Source organism: Dactylosporangium sp. NPDC006015 (assembly GCF_040614215.1).
Lineage (GTDB): Bacteria > Actinomycetota > Actinomycetes > Mycobacteriales > Micromonosporaceae > Dactylosporangium > Dactylosporangium maewongense.
In genome coordinates, this window is the sequence record NZ_JBEXUD010000052.1 from 19,150 (window position 1) to 41,333 (window position 22,184).

The 22,184-nt window shown below is 74.4% G+C and carries 16 protein-coding genes; 10 read left to right on the forward strand and 6 right to left on the reverse strand.

Annotated features, from left to right (window positions below):
- Positions 1–63: 63 nt before the first annotated feature.
- Positions 64–2,709 (forward strand): BTAD domain-containing putative transcriptional regulator, encoded by a 2,646-nt coding sequence (locus tag ABZ321_RS49230; protein ID WP_344506979.1) that lies wholly within the window; start codon positions 64–66, stop codon positions 2,707–2,709.
- A gap of 58 nt (positions 2,710–2,767) precedes the next feature.
- Complete coding sequence (locus tag ABZ321_RS49235) at positions 2,768–3,760, forward strand: hypothetical protein (RefSeq protein WP_354903382.1); 993 nt, start codon at positions 2,768–2,770, stop codon at positions 3,758–3,760.
- On the opposite strand, the gene ABZ321_RS49240 is transcribed toward ABZ321_RS49235, so the two are convergent.
- A complete protein-coding gene (locus ABZ321_RS49240) occupies positions 3,733–6,393 on the reverse strand; it encodes an AAA family ATPase (protein ID WP_354903323.1) in 2,661 nt (886 codons plus the stop codon). The genes ABZ321_RS49235 and ABZ321_RS49240 overlap by 28 nt on opposite strands.
- A 32-nt stretch (positions 6,394–6,425) precedes the next feature.
- Here ABZ321_RS49240 and ABZ321_RS49245 point away from each other — a divergent pair, with 32 nt between their 5' ends.
- From ABZ321_RS49245 to ABZ321_RS49255, 3 genes are all read left to right on the forward strand, one after another.
- The gene (locus ABZ321_RS49245) at positions 6,426–7,001 is read left to right on the forward strand and encodes a hypothetical protein (protein WP_354903324.1); all 576 of its coding nucleotides are present in this window, start codon (positions 6,426–6,428) and stop codon (positions 6,999–7,001) included.
- Positions 6,998–7,498, forward strand: a complete 501-nt coding sequence (locus ABZ321_RS49250; RefSeq protein WP_354903326.1) for a YceI family protein — start codon at positions 6,998–7,000, stop codon at positions 7,496–7,498. The genes ABZ321_RS49245 and ABZ321_RS49250 overlap by 4 nt, the downstream gene beginning before the upstream one ends.
- A gap of 134 nt (positions 7,499–7,632) precedes the next feature.
- Positions 7,633–11,205, forward strand: a complete 3,573-nt coding sequence (locus tag ABZ321_RS49255) for a hypothetical protein (protein ID WP_354903327.1) — start codon at positions 7,633–7,635, stop codon at positions 11,203–11,205.
- A 16-nt stretch (positions 11,206–11,221) separates the two neighbouring features.
- On the opposite strand, the gene ABZ321_RS49260 is transcribed toward ABZ321_RS49255, so the two are convergent.
- The 3 genes from ABZ321_RS49260 to ABZ321_RS49270 all read right to left on the reverse strand — a co-directional run bounded on the left by ABZ321_RS49260 (position 11,222) and on the right by ABZ321_RS49270 (position 14,594).
- Positions 11,222–12,742, reverse strand: a complete 1,521-nt coding sequence (locus ABZ321_RS49260) for a sulfatase (RefSeq protein ID WP_354903329.1) — start codon at positions 12,740–12,742, stop codon at positions 11,222–11,224.
- Positions 12,743–12,811: 69 nt separating this feature from the next.
- Entirely contained in the window at positions 12,812–13,939 is a 1,128-nt protein-coding gene (locus tag ABZ321_RS49265) for a HAMP domain-containing sensor histidine kinase (protein WP_354903330.1), read from the reverse strand.
- A gap of 1 nt (position 13,940) precedes the next feature.
- On the reverse strand, positions 13,941–14,594 hold the full coding sequence (locus ABZ321_RS49270; RefSeq protein WP_344506965.1) for a response regulator transcription factor: 654 nt from the start codon (positions 14,592–14,594) through the stop codon (positions 13,941–13,943).
- Positions 14,595–14,714: 120 nt separating this feature from the next.
- Here ABZ321_RS49270 and ABZ321_RS49275 point away from each other — a divergent pair, with 120 nt between their 5' ends.
- The 3 genes from ABZ321_RS49275 to ABZ321_RS49285 are packed head-to-tail and all read left to right on the forward strand — an operon-like array spanning position 14,715 to position 16,757.
- Positions 14,715–15,584 carry an ABC transporter ATP-binding protein gene (locus tag ABZ321_RS49275; RefSeq protein ID WP_344506963.1) on the forward strand — a complete coding sequence of 290 codons (870 nt, stop codon included), beginning with the start codon at positions 14,715–14,717 and terminating at the stop codon, positions 15,582–15,584.
- Positions 15,581–16,579 carry a transmembrane transport protein gene (locus ABZ321_RS49280; protein ID WP_354903331.1) on the forward strand — a complete coding sequence of 333 codons (999 nt, stop codon included), beginning with the start codon at positions 15,581–15,583 and terminating at the stop codon, positions 16,577–16,579. The genes ABZ321_RS49275 and ABZ321_RS49280 overlap by 4 nt, the downstream gene beginning before the upstream one ends.
- Before the next feature lie 34 nt (positions 16,580–16,613).
- Entirely contained in the window at positions 16,614–16,757 is a 144-nt protein-coding gene (locus tag ABZ321_RS49285; protein ID WP_354903332.1) for a hypothetical protein, read from the forward strand.
- A 48-nt stretch (positions 16,758–16,805) separates the two neighbouring features.
- On the opposite strand, the gene ABZ321_RS49290 is transcribed toward ABZ321_RS49285, so the two are convergent.
- The gene (locus ABZ321_RS49290) at positions 16,806–18,293 is read right to left on the reverse strand and encodes an MFS transporter (RefSeq protein ID WP_354903333.1); all 1,488 of its coding nucleotides are present in this window, start codon (positions 18,291–18,293) and stop codon (positions 16,806–16,808) included.
- A gap of 162 nt (positions 18,294–18,455) precedes the next feature.
- Here ABZ321_RS49290 and ABZ321_RS49295 point away from each other — a divergent pair, with 162 nt between their 5' ends.
- Both ABZ321_RS49295 and katG read left to right on the forward strand, forming a co-directional pair.
- A complete protein-coding gene (locus ABZ321_RS49295; protein ID WP_354903335.1) occupies positions 18,456–18,872 on the forward strand; it encodes a Fur family transcriptional regulator in 417 nt (138 codons plus the stop codon).
- Between the two features lie 35 nt (positions 18,873–18,907).
- On the forward strand, positions 18,908–21,130 hold the full coding sequence (gene katG / locus ABZ321_RS49300; RefSeq protein WP_354903336.1) for a catalase/peroxidase HPI: 2,223 nt from the start codon (positions 18,908–18,910) through the stop codon (positions 21,128–21,130).
- A 53-nt stretch (positions 21,131–21,183) separates the two neighbouring features.
- Here the strand turns inward: katG and ABZ321_RS49305 are convergent, their stop codons facing one another.
- The gene (locus ABZ321_RS49305; protein WP_354903337.1) at positions 21,184–22,137 is read right to left on the reverse strand and encodes a hypothetical protein; all 954 of its coding nucleotides are present in this window, start codon (positions 22,135–22,137) and stop codon (positions 21,184–21,186) included.
- Between the last annotated feature and the right edge of the window lie 47 nt (positions 22,138–22,184).

Here is a 22,184-nt window from a genome sequence, read left to right on the forward strand (position 1 = left end):
GGGGCGGTGCTGGTCGTCTGACCCGACGTCCGTGTAAACGATCATTCGGGTAGGTGTACGGCCATGGCAGATCCGCGGTTCGGGGTCCTGGGACGGCTGGAGGTGACGATCGCCGGCGACCAGGTGGACCTCGGCGGCCTGCGCCCGCGGATGCTGCTCGCGTTGCTGCTCAGCACCGGTGGGCAGGAGGTGCCGTTCCACCGGATCGTGGAGGTGCTGTGGGGCGCCGAGCCGCCCGCGACCGCGCTCGGCACCGTCCACAGCCACCTCGCCCGGCTCCGGCGCGCGCTCGAACCCGACCGGCCGCCGAGGTCGCCGTCGCGGGTCCTGGTGCGGGTCGGCGGCGGGTACGCGGTGCGTCCGGCACCCGGCGCGTTCGACGCCGACGTGTTCAGCGCGCTCGCCGCCGAGGGGCAGGACCTCATCGCGAACGGGCAGCTCGAGCCGGGGCGGGCCGCGCTGGATCAGGCCCTCGGGCTGTGGCGCGGTGGCGCGTACGCCGACTTTCCCGACGCGTCGTTCGCCCTGGTCGCCGGGCGCCGCCTCGAAGAGGTGCGGGTCCAGGCCCGGATCGGCCGGGTGACCGCCGACGTGGGTCTCGGGCGGCACGAGGCGGTGATCCCCGAGCTGTCGGGGCTGGCCCGCGAGCACCCCGGCCGGGAGCAGCTCTGGCAGCTGCTGGCGGTCGCGTTGTACCGGTCGGGACGCCAGGTCGACGCCCTCGACGTGCTGCGGGAGGCCCGCGAGACGCTCGCCGGCCGGTTCGGCGTCGACGCCGGGCCGGGGCTGCGCGGACTGGAGACGGCGATCCTGCGGCACGAGCCGCTGGCCTCCGGCGGTCCGGTCATCGAGGTCACCTCCGACGTACCGCCGCAGGACACGGACTTCGTGGGGCGCGCCGCGGATCTGGTGGCCGTCGCCGACCTGCTGCGGTCGGCACGGGTCGTCACCGTGACCGGCCCGCCGGGGGTCGGCAAGAGCCGCCTGGTGCTGGAGTACGGGCAGCGGCACGCCGACCTGACCGGGATCCCCACCGTGTGGTGGCCGGAGGAACCCGGCCCGGCGACCCGGCTGCTCGTGGTCGACGGCGCACCCAGCCCGCGGGACGTCGCCGCCGCCCTGGAACGCGCCGCCGCCCCCGGGCTGCGGGTGCTCCTCGCCGCCCGGGAGCCGCTCGGCGTGCCCGGCGAGGCGCTGCTGGAGCTGGCGCCGCTGCCGGTCGGCGAGGCGGTCGACCTGTTCCTCACGCGGATGCCGGGCGCCGCCGCGCGGGCGCCGGGCACCGCGGACCGCCGGCTCGCCGCCGCGGTCTGCGCCGCGGTCGGGTGCCTGCCGGCGGCGGTCGAGCGGGCCGCGACGCTGTCCCGGGCGCTGCCGCTGGCCGTGCTCGCCGCGCACCTGCGGGAGGACCCCACCGCGCTGCTGGGGCCCGCCACCGACCCGCTCGGCGGGGCGCTCACACCGGCGGACGCGACGCTGCTCGGGCAGTTGTCGGTGTTCGAGGGCGGGTTCGACCTCGACGCGATGGACGCCGTCGCACCGGGCCGGCGCGGCCGGCTGCCGGGGCTCGTCGACCGGTCGCTGATCCAGGTCCACCGCGACGGCGGGACCGCGCACCGCTACCGCATGGGCCGGCCGCTGCGCCAGTACGCCAGACACCTCCTCGACGAGGACGAAGGCGCCCGCGCCGTCCGCCGGCACCGGGAGTGGGCACGGCGCATGGCCGCCGAGGCCGCGACCGGGCTGCGGACCGCCGCCGCCGACGACTGGCTGCGCCGCCTGCACGCCGAGCGCCGCAACGTGCGGGCCGCGCTGCGGAGCGCGCTCGCCGACGGGGACGGCGCCGCGGCCGTCGACATCGCCGGCGGGGTCGCCTGGTACTGGTTCCACGACGCCGCCACCGCGGAGGGCACCGCCTGGCTGCGGGCCGCGCTCGCCGCGGGCGGGCAGGACAGGTCGGCGACCGGCCAGTCGGCGCGGAGCCGGGCACTGCTCGGCCTGTCGGCGCTGCGGTCGATCGCCGGTGACGTGCCCGACGCCGTCGCCCAGGCGCACGAGGCGGTGTGGGACGCCGAACGCGCCGGCCACGACTACCTGCGCGCCGACGCGCTGTGCTGCCTGTCGTTCGTGGCGGCGGCGTCCGGCGACGCGACCTTCGCCGGCGAGGCCGCCACCCGGGCGCACCGGGCCGCGGAGCGGGTCGGCTGGCCGGACCTGCTCGCACAGGGCCGGATGGTGTCCGGGCACGCCCGGTACCTGGCCGGCGACCTCACCGGCGCGGCGGAGCTGCTCACCGAGGCCCGCCACGCCGCCCGCGACTGCGGCTACGGCTGGGTGGTGACCGTGGCCAGCTGGCTCGGCGTCGAGGTCGCCCTCGACCAGGCCCGCTACGACGACGCCCGGCACGCCGCGCTGCGGCTCACCAGCCGCCTCGACGACGCCCCGACGGTGAGCTCGTGGCTGGTGACGTCGCTGTCGCTGGCCCGCGCCCTGACCCTCACCGGCGACGGCGAGGCGGGCGCGCTGCTGTGGGGCGCGGTCACCGGCATCGGCCGGCGCGTCGGCCTCACCGCCCAGGCCATCGGCCGCGCCAACGCCCACCGCAACCGCCACGGCGCCCCGGCCCCCCGCCACGCCGACGCCTACGTCCGCGGCCTGGACATGTCCCGCACCGAGGCCGGCGCCCTCATCGCCACCCTCACCCCATGACAGCCCGGCGCCGCCACCCCTTGGCAACTTGCGGGCGTCGCGGAGAGAATGGGTGGCGATGTTCGTGTGCGGGGGTTGCGGGGCCGAGCTGACCGTGCCTGTGTCGGAGGTCGCGCTGCCGGTCCAGGCCCACCAGCACATGTCGCATGAGCTGCTCGGTGTACTGATGGAGCCCGGCACGTTCGCCGTGGATCCGGGCTCGCCCGGACCGCCCTGGCCGAGCGGCGGGCACGTGCCGGCGGTGCTGCCAGGCGGGCCGCACGGCGCGGTCCTCCTCGCTCCCGGCGACGTCCGCGGGACCGTGTTCAGCGACGTTGCCGCCGACGGGGGGTGCTTCGGCCCCGACGGCCGGGACGGACCCAACCTGGAGTGCGAACGCTGCGGTCGGCTGGTCGCGACGCGCATCGACGACTGCGGCCACTGGCAGGCGGTGTGGCTCGACCCGCGGGCGGTGCGCCGCGTCAGCGGCGCCGATGCGGCGGTCCTCACCTGGGACGACCTGCGGGTGCGACGGCCCGGCGTCGGCCCGGTCGAGCAGCGCGGCTGGTGGAGTCCGCTGTGGTCGGCCGCGTTCGCGGCGGCGGTGGCCCGGCTGCTGGCGTTGTCAGGCGGTGTGCCGGTGGCGGTCCAGGACCCGACGGTGGCGGGGCTGTTGCGGCCGGTGCTCGCGGCGATGCTGCCGGACGGCGCGCCGGTGAGGACGCTGACGCTGGCGGGGCCGGGCCTGCCGACCGGCGCCGTGGACCTCGCGCTGGTGCCACGGCACCCGCAGACCGGCGCGGTGTGGCCGCTGCCCGGCGAGGGCGACGGTGTCCCGCTGGAATGGGATGTGTGGGCACACCTGGCGTACCGGCCGAGACGTGGACCGGTCGCACTGCCCGCGGCGGAGCGCCGTGACGACCCGGCGCCGTTGCTGCCGCACACACCGTTCCTCCTCGACCGGAACGTGTTCGTGGCGACGCTGGTGCGGCTGCCAGAGGTGCGCGAGCCGTGGCTGCGGGCGGTGTACGACAAGGCCCTCGGTTACGGGCGTTTTCCGATGCTGTGGTGAGCGGGCCAGCGGGCGACGAACTCGGTCCGGTTGGTGCACTGGGTCTTGGCGAGGATGCTGCGCACGTGTGACTCGATGGTGCGCTCCGACAGCACGAGCCGGGCGGCGATCTGGCGGTTGGTGAGTGCCTCGGCGAGCAGGCCGGCGATCTCCCGCTCGCGGGCCGTCAGCGGATCGGCGTTCGTTTTCCCGACGGCGGCCGCCGCCGGGCCGGGCATGCCGAGGCGGGCGGCGAGGCCGGCCGCGTCCCGGGCGAGAGCGGTCGCCTCCGGCCCGGCGGGCAGTGCCCGGGCCAGGGCCAGGCCGGTGAGCGCGAGGTCGGCGCGGGCGCCGATCGCCCGGTTGCGGGTCAGCGCCTCGCGCAGCAGCTCGACGGCGCCGGTGGTGTCGCCGGCCACCGCCGCCAGCTGGCCGAGGAAGCGGCTGACCGTCCCGTGGAAGAAGACCGTCGCCGTGCCCAGCGCGCCCGGGAACGGGCGGAACGGCAGCAGCTGGCGGTGGACGATCGCGGCGGCCTCGGCGTCGGCGAAGTGCTCGATCAGGCCGGTCAGCTGGGTCAGGACGGCGGGCCAGGCGGGATGGTCGGCGGGTAGCGGCAGCCGGGCGCGCAGCCGGTCGTACACCTCCCGGGCATCGGTGAGGGCGCCGGTCAGCAGCGCCACGCTGGCGCGCTGGACGTCGATGAGCGGATCGAGGGGCGCGCCCGCGAACGCCGCGTCGAGCCCCTGCGGCGGCGCCGACGGGTCGCCGCGGAGCATGGCGACGTGCACGCCGTGGGCGAAGTGCATCACGGTGGCGCTCGGGTCGCCGGACGCGAGCGCGATCGCCGTCGCGTGGCGGCTGTGCGCGACCGCGTCGTCGAACCGGCCGGCGAGCGTCGCCCGGCTGGCCAGCATCCGGTTGCGGTGCCACTGCAGCACAGGCAGCGGCGACCGGCCCGCCAGGTCCTCGATCGCCGCGGCCGCGGACTCGACGACGTCGAGCCGGCCGGTGAGGTACCCGCACTGCATCCGCCACTCGTGGCCGATGAGCGCCGCCAGGGGCTGTCCGAGCGCCTCGGCCCGGTCGGCGACGAGGTCACCGAGGCGGAGCCGCTCCGGGGTGTCGGCCGGGTCGACGAGGGTCATCTCGCGGGCCCGGGCGGCCTCGATCTCCGCGTGCGGGTCGCCGCACGCCGACGCGAGCGCGAGCGACTCCCGCGCGGGCGCCGCGGCCTGGCCCACCTGTCCGGCGTCCGCGGTCATCACGGCCAGCTGCGCCAGCACCCGGGCCCGCAGGCCGTCGCCGAGGTCCGGGTACGCGAGGGCCCGCTGGCACAGCCGCGTGACGACGCTGCCCGCGTGCGCGTACGTCACTCCTTGCAGCACCAGGGCGCCGGCCGCGACGAGGTCCCCACGGCCCGCTTCCGCCGCCGACCCGGCCGCGTCCACGCAGTGGTCCAGGCACCGGTCGTAGCGGCCGGCGAGGTACTCCGCCTGCGCCAGCTCGACGAGCAGCTCGGCCCGCTCCGCCGGCGGAAGCTCCACAGTGGACGCGGCGGACAGGTGGGCGGCCGCGTCGTCGTACGCGTGCGCGGCCCGGGCCTGCGCCGCCGCCCGCCGCGACCAGGCCGCCGCCGCATCGGGCACCCCGGCCTGCCGCCACAGCGCCGCGATCCGGGCGGCCGGCACCGCGCCCCGCCCGCCCGCCGCGGCCGGCGACCCCGAGGCCGACTCGAGCGCGACGGCCGCCGACCGGGCCAGCTCCCGCAGCGCGGCCGGCTCCAGGCCGGCGACGATCGTGTCGCGGACGAGCGCGTGCGCGAACCGGTACCGGTGCTCCGGCGGTGCGACGATCAGCAGGCCGGCGTGGCGGGCGGCGGTGAGGAACCCGTCCACCGGCGTACCGGCGACGACCGTGAGCAGGGCGTCGTCGACCTCCTCGCCCAGCACGGCCGCGGCCTGCACCGCGGCTCGCTCCTGCGGGCTCAGCGTGGCCAGCAGCGTCCGCACGACGGCGGGCAGGTCGCCCGGCCCCGACCCGGCCCCGACGGCCGCCACCAGCAGCGGCAACCCGCCGGTCCGGGCCAGCACGGCCGGCGCCGACGCGGCGTCGACGAGCCGCGCCACCTCGTCGAGGGTGAAGGGTGACAGCGGCACCCGCACCGCGCCGTACCGGGCGAGATCCGCCAGCCGGAGCGCCACCGCGTCGGGTGAGGGCGACCGGACCGTGCCGACGACCGTGACACCGGCACCCGCCGCGCCCTGCGCCACGTGCCGCAGCAGGTCCAGCGACGCCACGTCGGCCCAGTGCAGGTCCTCCAGGAGGATGAGGGGCGGACCACCGGCGAGGACGGCGTCGCTCAGCCGGGCGAGCGCCGCGAACTGGGCCGAGGCGGCGGCGGTGGGCTCGAAGGGCGCCTGATGATCGGGGCTGACGGCGCCGGGCAGGACCGCCCGCCACGGCCACAGCGGCGGCGCCGGCTCGGCGGGGCAGTAGCCGCGCACCGCGGTCGCGCCGGCCTGCCGCAGCGCCCGGTCGACCAGCGTCGTCTTGCCGATGCCGGCCGGGCCGTCGACGAGCACGACCCCGCCCGCCTCGAAGGCGCCGGTGAGCGCGGCGAGCTCCCGGTCCCGGCCGACGAACGTGGACACCGGCACAGTATCGCGGTTCAGTGGCGGGTTCAGTGACGGTACGGATGTCCGCCACGCCGCCCGCCGCGATCCTCGACCGTATGAACATCACCGTGCAGACAGTCCCCGACCCGCACCCGGTCGACACCGCCTGGGTCGACGAGGCCCTGGCCACGACGGCGACCGCCGAGGCGATCATCGGACGCCCCGTCGGCGGCGGCGACGGCATCATGATCGCGGCGGCCGGCGAGGGCCTGTTCGAGATCGTCGAGGCCCGTCGCGGCAAGGGTCCGGCGCCCGCCAGGTACATGCAGGTCGTCGCGTTCGACGGGCCGCGGACGGCGCAGTGGGCCGCCGCCGAGGAACGCGCCGCGACCCGCCTGTGGCCCGCCGTCCGCGACGTCCCGGGCATCGTCTGGACCGTGCGGCTGCGCGCCGCCGGCAACGCCGTGACGATCGTGACGCTCGCCGGGTCCGCCGACGCCATCGACGCCGCGGTCCGCGCGGTCATGTCGACCCCGCTGCTGCCCGGCGAGGACCCGGCGCTGCTGACCGGCCCCGACCGGATCGGCGTCTACCACCTCGTGCACGCCGACCTGCCGCTCACGCCCGTCGGGAGCCCGGCATGACCACCACGACCATGACGGGCACGTGGACGGTCGCGACGCCGCTGCGCGCCGGCTTCGCCGCCCGGAACTTCGGTTTCCGGACCGTGCACGGCACGATCGCGGTGACCGGCGGCACCGTCGAGTTCGACGCCGGCGGGCGTCCCGTGCGGCTGGAGGGCACCCTCGACCCGGCGTCGATCGACACCGGCAACCCGCGGCGCGACAAGGACCTGCGCGGCAGGCGCTTCCTCGACGTGGCGCACCACCCACGGATGGAGCTGACCGCCGGGCACATCGAGCCGGCCGGCGCCGGATGGCGGGCGAAGGCCGTGCTGCGGGTCGCCGGCGCGGAAGCTCCACTGTGGATCGACGGCACCCTGGACGGCCTGTCGGTCACCGGCACCGCCCGGCTGGACCTGCGCGACGCCGGGATCAGGGCGCCCGGGTTCCTGGTCGGCCGGCACGTCGCGCTGACGATCTCGGCGCGGCTGGTCAGGCCGGCGGCTGAAGCGCCGTAGCCACCGCACGGAACACCCCGGCCGCCGCCAGATACACGATCCGGCTGGCCGACTGGCGACAGCGCCGCCGCGGGGAAGGCGCCCATAGTGAAGCCCACACAGGCTCGGACCGGGGGGACACGGCAATGGGACAGGTGGGTTTCGCTGCGGGGTTCGCGCAGAACACGACGTACGGGACGGTCGAGGTCATCGTGCCGTGGCCGGCGGGCGGGTTCGCGCTGTACTGGTTCGACCGGGGCGCCGGGCGGTGGAGCGGGCCGTGGCCGTGCGTGCCGCCGTCGGCGGGGGTCGTCGACTCGGTCAGCTGGCACGAGGGCGACTACCAGAGCCAGGACGGCGAGCACAACAACTACGAGCTGGTGACGGTCGAGTCGGGCCGGACCGTGCACTGGTTCCGGGACAACGGGCCGCCGAACCGGTGGACCCGCGCCCGCGTCGGGCTGGGCGGCGACCTGGCCGACGCGGCGAGCGCGACGCTCACCCGTACCCGGTGGGCGCCCGTCGACGGGGACAGCTCTCCGCGGCACAACCTGCTGCTGGTCACCGCGCCCCGCACGAGCGGCGGGATGTATCGGCAGCACCAGCTCATGACGCTGCACTCCACGGTGTACGACTGGACCGGCGGGCCGTTCGAGGAGATCGTGCGGCTGTACGCCGTGAGCGCCGACACCGAACCCGTCACCGGCCCGTTCGACGGCGTCGGCTGGGTGCTCGGGACGGTCGGCACCCACGAGACGGACTTCGAGGACAACTACCGGGGCCGGGAGATGTACGTCGCGGTCCGCGGCGACGGCACCCTGCGTACGTTCGAGGCGAACCAGTACCCGCAGGACATCGGCCGCGGGGTGCGGGGGCGGCCCGCGATCATCCAGAGCGACCGCGGCCGCTCCGACCCGTGGATGGGCTTCGGCCGGCACGGCAACTACGAGCTGTTCGCGCCGTCGCGGACCGGCGGCATCCGGCACTTCTGGCGGCCGAACCCCGGCTACGAGCACGAGAACAACGACTGGGCCGAGGCCGGCACCGTCGGCACCGGGTTCTACGACGAGGTGTCGGTCGTGCAGCTGCGCGACGAGGACAAACCCGACGGCGACAGCAGCGCGCCGCTGTGGCTGTTCGCGCGGTGCGACGGCCAGTCGTGGGTGGACCTGTTCCAGCAGCGGCACATCGGCGACGGGTTCCACTGGGAGCAGCTGCCGACCCTCGGTGACCCGGCCCGCCCGCAGGTGCGGCTCAGCGTCGAGGAGGACTTCGTCGTAGTGTCGCCGCTCAAGCGCGGCGAGGTGCGGCGAATCCGGTACACGTGCTTCGCGGGCAGCCCGATCATCTGGCTGTCCTCGGAGCCCGATGTCTGGGTGTCGTACACGGGGGAGGCGCTCCGGGCCCAGATGCGCGCGTCGACGGTCCGTACCCGGGGCGAGGCCGCGGCGGAGGAATGCCTGGACACGTTCGAGCGGACCGGCCACCTGGACACGCCGCTGCTGACCGCCGGCACCGTGGTGCGGGTCTGGGGCACCACCGACCCGCAGGCCGACCCTCGTGTGACGCCGCCGCCACGGGCCGAGGTGGCGTACGTCATCGCGACGGGCCGGCCCGGGAACCTCGTCGACGAGGGCGGCGTCCACGCGTTCCCCGAAGCGGACCGGGTCCGCCTCGAGGTCACGAACGACGCGCGGCCGGTCTGCCTCATCGCCGAGATCGGCGAGGGCGCGCCGGCCGAGCACCGCCCGTACGGGCACACCTACCACGCGTTCGACACCTGCGCGGGCCGCCTCGTGCTGGGCGAGCTGCGGCAGGCTTGGCAGGAGGAACTCGTCCAGGCACCCGGCCACGAGCTGCGGCCCGGCGCCACGTACACCGTGATCGTGCGGGTCATGGACACCCGCGGCTACTGGTCGGAGACGGTCGCTCCGGTGACGCTGCGGCAGCGGCGGGTCGACGTCACCGTCGACCGGGTCGAGATCGTCGCGTCCGGCGACTCCGGCGCCGCCGACGGCTGGTTCAGCGCCGAGGTGTACTCGGGGCTGGTCCGGCAGGGCGTCGTCGAACGGGTCCGGCGGTGGCAGTTCGGCGACGAGGACAACTGGGCGGAGCTGGAGGCCGGCGATGTCTTCGGCACCGGCGGCTCGCTGCACGCCGCCGGGCCGCCGTGGACGGCGACGATCGGGCCCGGCCCGGCCGCGGTCCGCCCGTTCGGGGTGCGGCTGGAGATCTTCGACGAGGACGGGCTGTTCGAGCCCGACGAGCACGCCAGCGGCGCCTGGGAGACCGAGGACGACCGGCCGGTCGTCGACGCGCCGTTCACCGTCCGCACCGACCGGGAGCCGTCCTACGCCACGGCGTCGGCGACCGGGCGGTACACCATCGCCTACGTCAGCCCGCCCGGCCAGCCGGACCGGCTCGACTGGCGGGCCGCGCAGGTCGACACGAGCGCGGACCTGCCCGCCGGGGCGGACTACGACGGCGACGGCGTCCCCGACCGCGGCGTGTGGCGCCCGTGGCCCGGCGCGTGGGTGATCGAGCCGTCCAGCGGCGGCCTGCGGGTGTACGACCTCGGCGGCCCGGGCGACCTTCCGGTGCCGGGCCCGTACGCGGCCACGCCCGAGGCCGAGCCGGCGGTGTGGCGCTCAGGCGTCCTGCGCACCCTGGCGGAGCCGTCCGGGACACCGCTGGCGGACCTGACGCCGCACCGGGTCGGGGTCCTCGCCGCCTCCCTCGCCGCCCTCGTCGCGGCGCTGCGCGCGGAAGGCCGCGACGCGTCCGCCGCCGAGGCCGAGCTCGCGCTGGTGGAGGGCGCCGCCTACGCGACGGTGGCGCTGTGGCTGACCCGCGCCCAGGCGGCCCACCCGGCGGACATCCCGGCGCAGCTCGCCGCCGCCGGCAATGCGTGGGAGGTCGCCTCCCGGCTCGCGGCGTCGAGCGCCGTGACCCCGGAGCGGCTGCGGATCCTGGTGGCGCAGCTCGACCTGCTCGCGCGGCTGCTCGCGTTCGGCTCGACCGACTCGTCGGCCGGCGTGCGCGCCGCCACCCTCGCCCGCGAGCTGCACGCCCGGATCGGCGGGCACGAGCTGGAGATCGCCCGGTCCTGGTCCAACCAGGCGCTGACCCACCACGAGGTCGCGTTCCACCCCGCCCAGCCGCACCCGCAGGAGGAGCTGGCCGCGCAGCGGGAGGCGGCCGGGCACGCCGCCGACGCCTACGCGGAGGCGCTGCGCGGACCGCTCGACCCCGCGCAACGCCTCGCCGTCGCCCGCGAGCTGGACCGGGTCGCCCGGCTGCGGGTCTTCGGCTCCGCCGACTCCGCGCCGATGGCCCCGATCCTCCAGGTGGGCCGCGCGATCTACCCGGGCCTGCCCGGCGACCACCGTGCGGACCTCGGCGCGTCCTACACCAGCGAGGCGCTCACCCACCACGAGGTCGCGTTCCACCCGCAGCAGCAGCACGCGGCGGAAGAGCTCGCCGCCCAGCGCGCCGCCGCGAGACAGGCCGCCGAGCGCTACTTCGACCTGCTGCCCGCCGCCCTCGACACGCTGCCCGACGGTGACGTGCGGGCGATCGCCGGCAACCTGCGGCAGCTCACCGGCCTGCTCGCCTTCGGCCTCGACGACGCCGACACCAGCCCGGCCGCGTCGTGGGCGCGGGCCGCAGTGGGCCGCGCCGCCGACCTCGCCGCCCAGCTCGACGGGCACCTGACACCCGCGGGGTGACCGGCCGCCGCGGGTGTCAGGCGGTCACGTGGCCGGCGGTCCAGCAGGCCTCATGGGTGTGGCAGTCGCGCAGCCGCTGCAGCGCGGTGTGCAGGGCCGCGCGCCGGGCCGCGGGCAGCTGCGCCGCGACGTTGTTCAGCTGGTACGGGTCGGCGAGCCGGTCGTAGTACTCGCGCTCGCCGTCGGCGTACTCGACGTAGGTGTAGGACGCGGTGCGCAGCGCCTCGTAGGTGGTCGGCCTGCCGTCGCGGGCGGTCTGGGCGTCCGGGTCGTCGGCGGCGGCGTCCGGCCCGTGGTGCTCGATCAGCGACGCGGTGCGCCAGTTCGCCGCCGGCTGGCCCTGCAGCAGCGGGACGATGCTGCGGCCGTTCACGTCCGAGGCGACGGTGCCGCCGGCGAGGCGCTGGAAGGTCGGCGCCAGGTCGATGTTCTGCACGATCTCCGTGCGGGTGCTGCCGGCGGGGACGGCCGGTCCGGCGATGACGAGCGGCACCCGGACGTCGGTGTCGAACGCGGTCTGCTTGCCCTGCGCCAGCCGGTACTCGCCGAGGTGGAACCCGTTGTCGGAGCTGAACACGAAGTACGTGTTGTCCGCGACGCCGCTGTCCTCGAGGGTTGCCCGCAGCTTGGCGATCAGCCGGTCCACGGCCTGGACCGACTGCGCGCGCTTGCGGAAGTCCGTGTCGATCTTCGTCTTCTCGGCCGCGGTCAGCGGGTCCTGGCCGGCCAGCCAGGTGGGCGCCCCGGCGGGCAGCGCGTCGAACGCCGGGGTCCGCGGCGCCGTGAGCCCCGGGAACGCGTCGAGGTCCTGGGGTGCGGGGGTGAACGGCGCGTGCGGCGCGAACGTCGAGACCTCCAGCACGAACGGGGTGTTGGCGGCCGCGTTGCGCTGGATGAAGGAGCTGCCCTTGCGGGCGAGGACGTTGGTCAGGTAATCCGCGGGGGTGGAGCCGTAGTGCACGACGGCATGGTTCTCGTTGAGGTCGTAGTTGTACTCGGCATAGCCGTTGCCGGCGACGTCCCACTCGGACCAGCCCGGCGGCACGTACGGCAGCGCGCCGCCCTGCGTGTCGGCGGGCAGGTAGCCGTTGAGGTACTTGCCCATCATGGCGGTCGCGTAGCCCTGTGCCCGCAGTGCGGTGGCGTAGGTGCGTTCCTCGTTGCCGCGGCCCTTGAAGACGCCGAATCCGCCGTCGGCGCCGCCGTTGGTGAAGACGCCGGTGTCGTGCGGGAACTTGCCGGTGAAGATCGACGAGCGGGAGGGGCAGCACAGCGAGTCGGTCACCGTGTAGTTGGTGAACGTGACGCCGTCGCGTTGCAGCCGCTGTACCTGCGGCAGGAACTGAACCAGGTTCCACGCCAGGTCGTCGGTGAGGACGAAGACGATGTTGGGCGGCGGGGCGGCCTCGGCGGCCTCGGCGGTGCGGCCCGCGGAGGCGACCGCGGCAGAGGCGGCGGCCGCGAGCAACGCGGCCGCGGCGGCGATCAGAAGCCGTGGACGTCTGGGAAAGAAGCGCATGACGCCATCGTCATGCATGTCTATTAATCCTACCTGCAAAATAGTGTTCGAGTTCTGTAAAGGTTCATAGACGTCGATTCGGAACAGTCAGGTGCGGAACGACGGGAAGGTCACCTCGACGACGAGGCCGCCGCCCGGGCGCGGGTGGGCCTTCAGGGTGGCGGCGTGCGCGGTGGCGATGGCGCGCACGATGGACAGGCCGAGGCCGTGGTGGCCGTCGTCGGCGGTGCGCTGCATGCGCTGGAACGGCTCGAAGAGCCGGTCGACCTGGTCCGGCGGGACGACCGGGCCGGTGTTGGCGATCGCGAAGCTCACCCGGCCGACGAGCGCCCGGACCGCGACCTCGACCCGGCCGCCGGGCGCGTTGTAGTGGATCGCGTTGTCGCAGAGGTTCGCGACGAGCCGGGCGACGAGCAGCGGGTCGCCGTAGATGCGGGCGGACTCCAGCGACGGCACCGCCCGCAGGCCGGCGCGGTCGAGGTCGCCGGACCGCTCGGCGAGCGCCTCGGTGACGATCGCGGCCAGGTCGAAGGGCTCGTCGCGCGGCTGGTCGTGCTCGCTGCTGGACAGGGTGAGCAGCGACTCGAGCAGGCGCGCACGGCCGGCGCTGATCTTCATCAGCCGCTGGAAGTTGGCCCGGAACGCCTCGACGTCGGCGTCGGGGTCGATGAGCGGCTCCTCCAGCAGCGCGTGCTCGACGGTCAGCGGGGTGCGCAGCTCGTGCGCGGCGTTGGCGACGAACCGCTTGTGCGCGTCCAGCGACGTCTCCAGCCGGCCGAGCAGGCCGTCGATGGTGTCCGCGAGGTCCTTGAGCTCGTCACGGGGGCCGGTGACGGCGAGGCGCTCGTGGACGTTGCGCTCGGAGATGTGCTGCAGCCGCTCCGCCATCGTGCGGACCGGGCGCAGCAGCCGGCCGGCGATCAGCCAGCCGAACGCCAGCGACAGCGCCGTCATGATGGCCAGGGCGACGGCGGGCACGGTGAGCAGCGAGCTCTGCTCGTGCACCGGGCCGAGGATGTCCGGCCGCGCCAGCGGGCCCTGCCCCGGCACCGGCGGTGGAGCCGGCGCCTTCTGCGGCAGGAAGCCCCGGACGTCGCCGTCGAGGCCCTGGGCGATGCTGTACATGATGACCAGCAGCACCGCGCCGGACACGACGGCGACCAGGCAGATGACCAGGGTGAGGCGCCAGCGGAGGCGGTTCGGGCCGTTGCGCATCTCAGATCCGGTATCCGGCCCGGGGCACGGTCTCGATCAGCGGCGGGTCGCCGAGCTTCGCGCGCAGCCGGTTCATCGTCGCCTTCACCGTGGTCGTGAACGGGTCGGCCGCCTCGTCCCACACGCGGTCGAGGAGCTCCTCGGCCGACACGACCCGCCCGCGGCAGGTGAGCAGGTACTCGAGCACCGCGAACTCCTTGGGGCTCAGCGTCAGCCGCTCGCCGGCCCGCGCCGCGACGCGCTGCGCCGGGTCGAGCCGCAGGTCGCCGTGCGTCAGCACGGGCGGCGTCGCCGGACGTGACCGCCGGCTGACCGCCCGGACGCGGGCGACCAGCTCCGCGTAGGCGAACGGCTTCGGCAGGTAGTCGTCGGCGCCGAGCCCGAGCCCCTCGACCCGCTCGGCGATCGTGCCCGAGGCGGTCAGCATCAGTACCCGGGCGGGGGAGCCCTGCGCGACGAGCGTGCGGCACACCTGGTCGCCGTGCACCCCTGGCAGGTCACGGTCCAGGACCACCACGTCGTAGTCGACCACCGACGTGCGCTCCAGCGCGGCGCCGCCGTCGTAGGCGACGTCGACCGCCATGCCCTCGCGCCGCAGCACCCGCGCCACCGAGTCGGCCAGCTCCGGTTGGTCCTCCACCACCAGCACCCGCATCGGCAGAAGGTTAGCCGCGGCGCGGTCACAGCCCGGTCACAGCCGCGCGGACCGTCCCGTGACCGTCCGGCGCCTAGAACTTGACCTCGACACGATCCCATCGAGGACTAGGAGCCGGCGATGACAGCGGTCATCGAAACCCAGGCACTCGGCAAGCGCTACGGGCACGTCACGGCGCTCACCGACTGCACCCTCAGCATCCCGGAAGGGCGCGTCGTCGGGCTGGTCGGCCCGAACGGCGCCGGCAAGTCGACCCTCCTCGGGCTGGTCTGCGGGCTGATCGCACCGAGCGCCGGCAGCATCGCCGTGCTCGGCAACCCGCCCGCCGCCAGCGCGGCACAGCTGGCCCGGGTCGGGTTCGTCGCGCAGGACGCCCCGATCTACGGCAGCCTCACCGTCGCCGACCACCTGCGCCTCGGCGCCCGCCTGAACCCGCGCTGGGACGCCGCCCTCGCCGAACGCCGAATCCGGCAGCGCAACCTCGACCCTCGGCAGAAGGCCGGGCGGCTCTCCGGCGGGCAGCGGGCCCAGCTCGCCCTGACCATCGCCGCCGCGAAACGCGCCGACCTGCTCATCCTCGACGAGCCCGTCGCCGCGCTCGACCCGCTCGCCCGACGCGCGTTCCTGCAGGACCTGCTCGACTTCGTCGGCGAGCTCGGCGTCAGCGTCGTGCTCTCCTCACACCTGCTCGGCGACCTGGAGCGGGTCTGCGACCACCTCATCGTGCTCGCCTCGGCGCGCGTCCAGCTCAGCGGCGACGTCGCCCAGCTGCTCGGCGAGCACCAGCGGCTCACCGGCACGCTGCCCGGGTTCGACCGGCTGCCCGCCGGCACCGAGATCATCCATGCCGAGCAGAACACGATGGTCGTCCGCACAACCACCCCGATCGACGGCGCCGACCGCGTCGACCTCGAGGACCTCGTCCTCGCCTACCTCACCCGCGCCGCCGGCTTCGACGGCGCCCCGATGCTCGCGGAGGCGCAACGATGACCTGGGTTACGTGGCGGCAGTTCCGCGTGCAGGCGGTCGTGACCGCGGCCGCCCTCGCCGCCCTCACCGTCTACCTGCTGGTGCTCGGGTTCAGCATCCGCGCCGCGTACGACACCGACATCGCCGCCTGCACCCCTGCCACGTGCAGCACGGCGGTCGAGCACTTCACCAACACGTACGACGCCCAGGTCGGCCTCGTCGGCGCGCTGCTGCTGGCGATCCCCGCCCTCGTCGGCATCTTCTGGGGCGCCCCGCTGGTCGCCCGGGAGCTGGAGGAGAAGACCGACAAGCTGGTCTGGAACCAGAGCGTCACCCGGACCCGCTGGCTCGCGGTCAAGCTCGGCCTCCTCGGCGCCGTGGCCGTGCTCGCCAGCGGCCTGCTCAGCCTCCTGCTCACGTGGAGCGCCAGCCGCTACGACCAGGTGACCGGCGACCGCTTCGCCGCGCTCAACTTCGCCGCCCGCAACGTCGTGCCCGTCGGCTACGCCCTCTTCGCGTTCACCCTCGGCGCCGTCACCGGCCTGGTCGTGCGCCGCACCCTGCCGGCGATGGCGATCACCCTGGCCGTGTTCGCGCTGGTACAGGTCGCGGTGCCCAACGGCGTCCGCCAGCACATCATGCCGCCGGTCACCGAGACGGTGACGGTGGACGCGGCGGTCATGGAGCGCATCAACGGCCTCGGCATCAGGGGCTCCGAGGGCGCGTTCCTCACCGGGTACAGCGCGCCCGGCGTGTGGTCGCTCAGCGAGGAGATGAAGCTGTTCAAGCCCGACGGGTCGCCGTACCTCGAGGCCGACGCCGTGCCCTGCATGGCCGCCGGCAGCTTCGCGAAGGCCAAGGCATGCACGGCGAGCCAGAACCTGCACTTCTCCTACGTCTACCAGCCGGGCTCCCGGTACTGGCCCTTCCAATGGATCGAGCTGTCCGCCTACCTGGTCCTGACCCTGCTGCTGAGCGCCCTCGGCTTCCTGTGGATCCGCCGGCGCCGCACCTGACGCCTTCCGGACAGGCGGCGCACGTGGATTGCAGGTGGGTTGCAACGACGGCTTCAAGGACGTGTACACCCCCGTCGAGGTCGCCTACGTCACCGGCGCCGCCGGCATCCTCGCCGCCCTCCTCGCCGCCTTCATCGTCCTTCGCATCACCACCTGGCAGGACAACGCCCGGCCCTGACACCGTCGTGTTCGAGCTCGACCAGGAGCAGCCGACGGGCCGGGTTGGTCAGTGCGGTTGTTCCGGGGCTGGGGACTGGGTCGGGGACGGCGACGGGGACGGGGCGGGGGTGCGGGGGAGCAGCACGGACACCAGGAGGCCGCCGACCGCGATCACGAGCAGGACCACCAGCGACGCCGCGTACGGGTGGGCGCCGGGGTGGGCGGCGGACACGATCACCGAGCCGGCCAGGGCGGTGCCCAGGGACGAGCCGAGGTTGGACACGGAGCGGGACATGCCGGAGATGTCGCTCTGGTCGTGGTCGGGGAACGAGGACTGCACCAGGTTGACGGACGCGGTGAGCATGGTGCCGAGGCCCAGGCCGGCGAGCAGCAGGCCCGGGACGGTGCGCCAGATGCCGGTGCCGGCGGCGACCAGGGCGAGCAGGGTGGCCATGCCGGCGACGGTGAGGACGAAGCCGGCGATGATCAGGGTGCGCTGGGTGCGGTTGCGGGCGAAGCGCTCGGCGGCCGCCGACGAGGCCAGGATGCCGGCGGTCGCTGGGGTGAGCACCAGGCCGGTCATGACGGCGTTGTAGCCGAGGGCGTTCTGCAGGTACACGGCGGTGACGAAGAACGTGCCCTGCATGACCAGCCACTGCACCGCCTGCGTGCCCAGGCCGAGGTTGGCGGCGCGGTCGCGGAACAGGCGCAGGTGCAGCAGCGGCTCGCGGCCGCGACGCTCGGCCCGGTGCAGGTGCCAGGCGAACGCGGCGAGCGTCAGCGCCCCGAGGGCGAGCGTCGGCCAGACGGGTGAGATGCCGCCCTCGGCGATGACGACCCGGCCGGCGACGACGACGTCCGAGCGTGCGGCGCCCCAGCCGTACGTGGTGGACAGCAGCACGCCGAGCACCACGAGCAGCAGTCCGGCGGCGGACAGCAGCGCGCCCGTCACGTCGAAGGACGGCGCCGGGCCGGTGCGGGCGGGGGCGGGCAGCCGGCGGATCAGCACGATGATCCACGCGATGACGAGGACCTGCAGCAGGAACGACGCCCGCCAGCTGAACAGGCTGGTGATGAGGCCGCCGATGAGCGGGCCGGTCGCGGCGCCGAGCGCGCCGGCGCCGCTGACGACGCCGAAGTACCGCGCCCGGGTCGCGAGGTCCGGGGCCATGACGGTGACGAGGATGTAGATCGGCGGGATCATCAGCGCCGAGCCGACGCCCTCCAGCAGCGCGTTGCCGAGGATCATGACGCCGAGGCCGGGGGCGAGCGCGGCGAGGAGGGCGCCGGTGCCGTACAGCAGCAGCCCGGCGACCAGGCAGCGCTTGCGGCCCCACACGTCGGTGAGCTTGCTGCCCGGGATCATCAGGGCGGCCATGGTGAGCGTGAACAGCGTGATGCTCGCCTGGACGCCGAACACCGTGGTGTCCAGGTCGTGGGCCATCGGCGCGATCGCGACGTTCATCGCCGTGCCGGCGTAGCTGCAGATGAACTGGGCCAGGGCGAGCGGCAGGATCATTGCCCGTGCGACGTCCGCGGACGGGGGGTTCGGCACCTGTCGATCGTCGGGTGTGCGGGGGCCGGCCGCGCCATCCGCGCGGGATGACCGGACGGCGCGTCCGCGGGGGTCCGCGGCGTCTCATCCGGCAGGATGAAGTGCAGGGACACTCCCGGTGAAAACTTGAACTGTTCCAGACTAGTGGTCTATGTTGATCGTGTGACGTTCGACTTCGAGGCGCAGTTGCGGGCGGCCTCGTTGCGGGTGACGAAGCCGCGGCTGGCGGTCCTCGCCGCCCTGCACGAGCACCGGCACGTCGACACGGACACGGTGATCACCCTCGTGCGCGCCGAACATCCCATGGTCTCCCACCAGGCGGTCTACGATGTTCTGCGGGCGCTCACCGACGCCGGTCTGGTGCGGCGCATCGCGCCGGCCGGCAGCACCGCCCGCTATGAGTCCCGGGTGGCGGACAACCACCACCACGTCGTGTGCCGTTCGTGTGGCGCGATCGCCGATGTCGACTGCGCCGCCGGCCACGTTCCTTGTCTCACCGCCTCGGACGACCACGGCTACGTGGTCGACGAGGCGGAAGTCGTGTATTGGGGCACCTGCCCCGACTGCGCTTCGAAATGATTCGGTCCGTTCGGACGAAAGACGGAAGGAAGACCATGAGCGACACCCAGGCCACGGCAGGCGGCTGCCCAGTCGCGCACGGCAGCGAGAGCGAGAACCCGGCGATCGACTCGCCGACCCCGAAGACCGGTGGACGTCCGCGCACCAACCGCGACTGGTGGCCCAACCAGCTCGACCTTTCCGTGCTGCACGCCCACTCGTCCAAGGGCAACCCGCTCGGGGCGGACTTCGAGTACGCCAAGGAGTTCCAGAAGCTCGACGTCGAGGCCCTCAAGCGCGACATCACCGAGGTGCTGACCACGTCGCAGGACTGGTGGCCGGCCGACTTCGGGCACTACGGCGGCCTCATGATCCGGATGAGCTGGCACGCCGCCGGCACGTACCGGATCCACGACGGCCGCGGCGGCGCCGGCGACGGCGGGCAGCGCTTCGCCCCGCTCAACAGCTGGCCCGACAACGCCAACCTCGACAAGGCCCGCCGGCTGCTGTGGCCGGTGAAGGCCAAGTACGGCCAGAAGATCTCGTGGGCCGACCTGCTCGTGCTCGCCGGCAACGTGGCCCTGGAGTCGATGGGCTTCAAGACCTTCGGCTTCGGCTTCGGCCGCGCGGACGTCTGGGAGCCCGAGGAGATCTTCTGGGGCCCCGAGGACACCTGGCTCGGCGACGAGCGCTACGTCGGTGAGGCCGAGATGGCCTCCGAGGTCGGCGCGGCCGAGATGGGCCTCATCTACGTCAACCCGCAGGGTCCCCGCGGCAACGCCGACCCGCTCAACGCGGCGTACTTCATCCGGGAGACGTTCGCCCGGATGGCCATGAACGACGAGGAGACCGTCGCCCTCATCGCCGGCGGCCACACCTTCGGCAAGGCGCACGGCGCCGGCGACGCCGACGAGCACGTGGGCCCGGAGCCCGAGGGTGCCCCGCTGGAGTCGCAGGGCCTCGGCTGGCTGAGCACGCACGGCAGCGGCAAGGCCGGTGACACGATCACCAGCGGCCTCGAGGTCACCTGGACCGACAAGCCCACCGAGTGGAGCAACCGCTTCTTCGAGATCCTGTTCGGCTACGAGTGGGAGCTCACCACGAGCCCCGCCGGCGCCAAGCAGTGGGTCGCCAAGGACGCCGAGGCGATCATCCCGGACGCGCACGACCCGTCCAAGAAGCACAAGCCCACGATGCTCACCACCGACCTCTCGCTGCGGGTGGATCCGGTGTACGAGAAGATCTCCCGCCGCTTCCTCGAGAACCCCGAGGAGTTCGCGCTCGCCTTCGCCAAGGCCTGGTACAAGCTGCTGCACCGCGACATGGGTCCGGTCAGCCGCTTCCTCGGCCCGTGGGTCGCCGAGCCGCAGCTGTGGCAGGACCCGGTCCCGGCCGCCTCCGGCCAGCTCGTCGGCGACGCCGACGTCGCCGCGCTCAAGGCGAAGGTCCTGGACTCCGGCCTCAGCGTCGCGCAGCTGGTCTCCACCGCGTGGGCGTCGGCAGCGAGCTTCCGCTCCACCGACAAGCGCGGCGGTGCCAACGGCGCCCGCATCCGCCTGGAGCCGCAGCGCAGCTGGGAGGTCAACCAGCCGGCGCAGCTCGCCGAGGTCCTCGGCAAGCTCGAGGGCATCCAGCAGGAGTTCAACGCCGCGGGCGGCGCGCAGATCTCTCTCGCCGACCTCATCGTGCTGGCCGGATCGGCCGCGGTGGAGAAGGCGGCCGGCGACGCGGGCGTCGAGGTGACCGTGCCGTTCCGGGCGGGCCGCACCGACGCGAGCCAGGAGGAGACCGACGTCGAGTCGTTCCGCGTCCTGGAGCCCCGCGCCGACGGCTTCCGCAACTACCTGCGCCCCGGCGAGAAGACCCAGCCGGAGATCCTGCTCGTCGACCGCGCGTACATGCTGGACCTCACCGCACCCGAGATGACCGTCCTCGTCGGCGGCCTGCGGGCGCTGGGCAACAACGTCGGCGGCGCCGCGCACGGTGTCCTCACCGACCGCCCCGGCGTGCTCACCAACGACTACTTCGCCAACCTGCTGTCCCCGGGCACCAAGTGGAAGGCGTCGGAGTCGCAGGAGCACGTCTACGAGATCCAGGACGTGTCGACCGGCGACGTGAAGTGGACCGCCACCGCGGTCGACCTCATCTTCGGCTCCAACTCGCAGCTGCGCGCCCTCGCCGAGGTCTACGCCAGCGCCGACGCCCGCGACAAGTTCGTGACCGACTTCGTCGCGGCCTGGACGAAGGTCATGGAGCTGGACCGCTTCGACCTGTCCTGATCCTGTACTGAACCCTTGTCGGGCCCGGTCGCCGCGTGCGGCCGGGCCCGGCTTCACGGCTGGGGATCGTCTCCGTCTACCGGTGACGCCGCGTCGTCCGGTTGTGCAGCTTGTTCAGTGCCGGCCCGGCGGAGCGGGGCGCCGTCGGTGGTGGCGAGCCGGTGGGCGAAGATGCCGCCGCCGGCCGTGACGGCGAGGATCAGCGGCACGGAGTACATCGGGCCTGGGAACATGCCGACGTCCTGCAGGGTTGCGGCGATGCCTGCGTTGAGGCCGCCCAGCGCCGCGATCGCCGCCACGACCGGCAGCCCCCGCCAGGCCCGCCGGCGAGCCGCCGGCACCAGGCCGAGCAGGAGGATGATCGCGGCCGTGCCGGCGCCGGCCAGCAGCGGCAGACCGGTGAGCGACGGGGCGGCGAGCGACGGCGGCGGCTCGTAGTAGCAGCAGCCCTCGCCGGAGTCGGGCGAGCCGAGCCGGTGCCACGCGCCCCGCACGTCCCGGTAGAGCAGCCCGTCCAGCCCGTCCGCGACGAAGACCACGTGCCCGCCCGGCACGGCGTGCACGACCAGCGACCGCGACGACAGGTGCTGGGCCGGGTCGCCGAGTCGCGGATACTTCGCGCCGAGTCTGGTGTACGCGTCGCCGCTCACCTCCCACACCGTGCCGAACGTGGTGCCGCCGTCGGTGCTCTGCTCGACCCGCAGCGCGTCACCCGGCACCCGGTAGCAGAGGTCCTGCTGGCATTGCCGGGCCTGTGGCGTGCCGGCGGCGACCTCGCCCTCGATCCACTCGACGGCCTCGCCGGAGTCGTCGACCCGCCACGCGGTCGTGCGCTCGCGCCGCAGCACGTGGACCACCACGGTGCCCGGCGCCGAGTCCAGGACCGCGGTCACCTCGCCGAGCTCGTCCGCGTGCTGCCCGGCGGTCCCGGACGTGCACGACCACAGCAGCCCCGACAGCAGCACGCCGCCGAGCAGGACGACCAGCACTTGCCCCCGTCTGTTCATCCGCCCAGAATCCCAGCGATCGACAACGCTCAGGCCACACCCCAGCC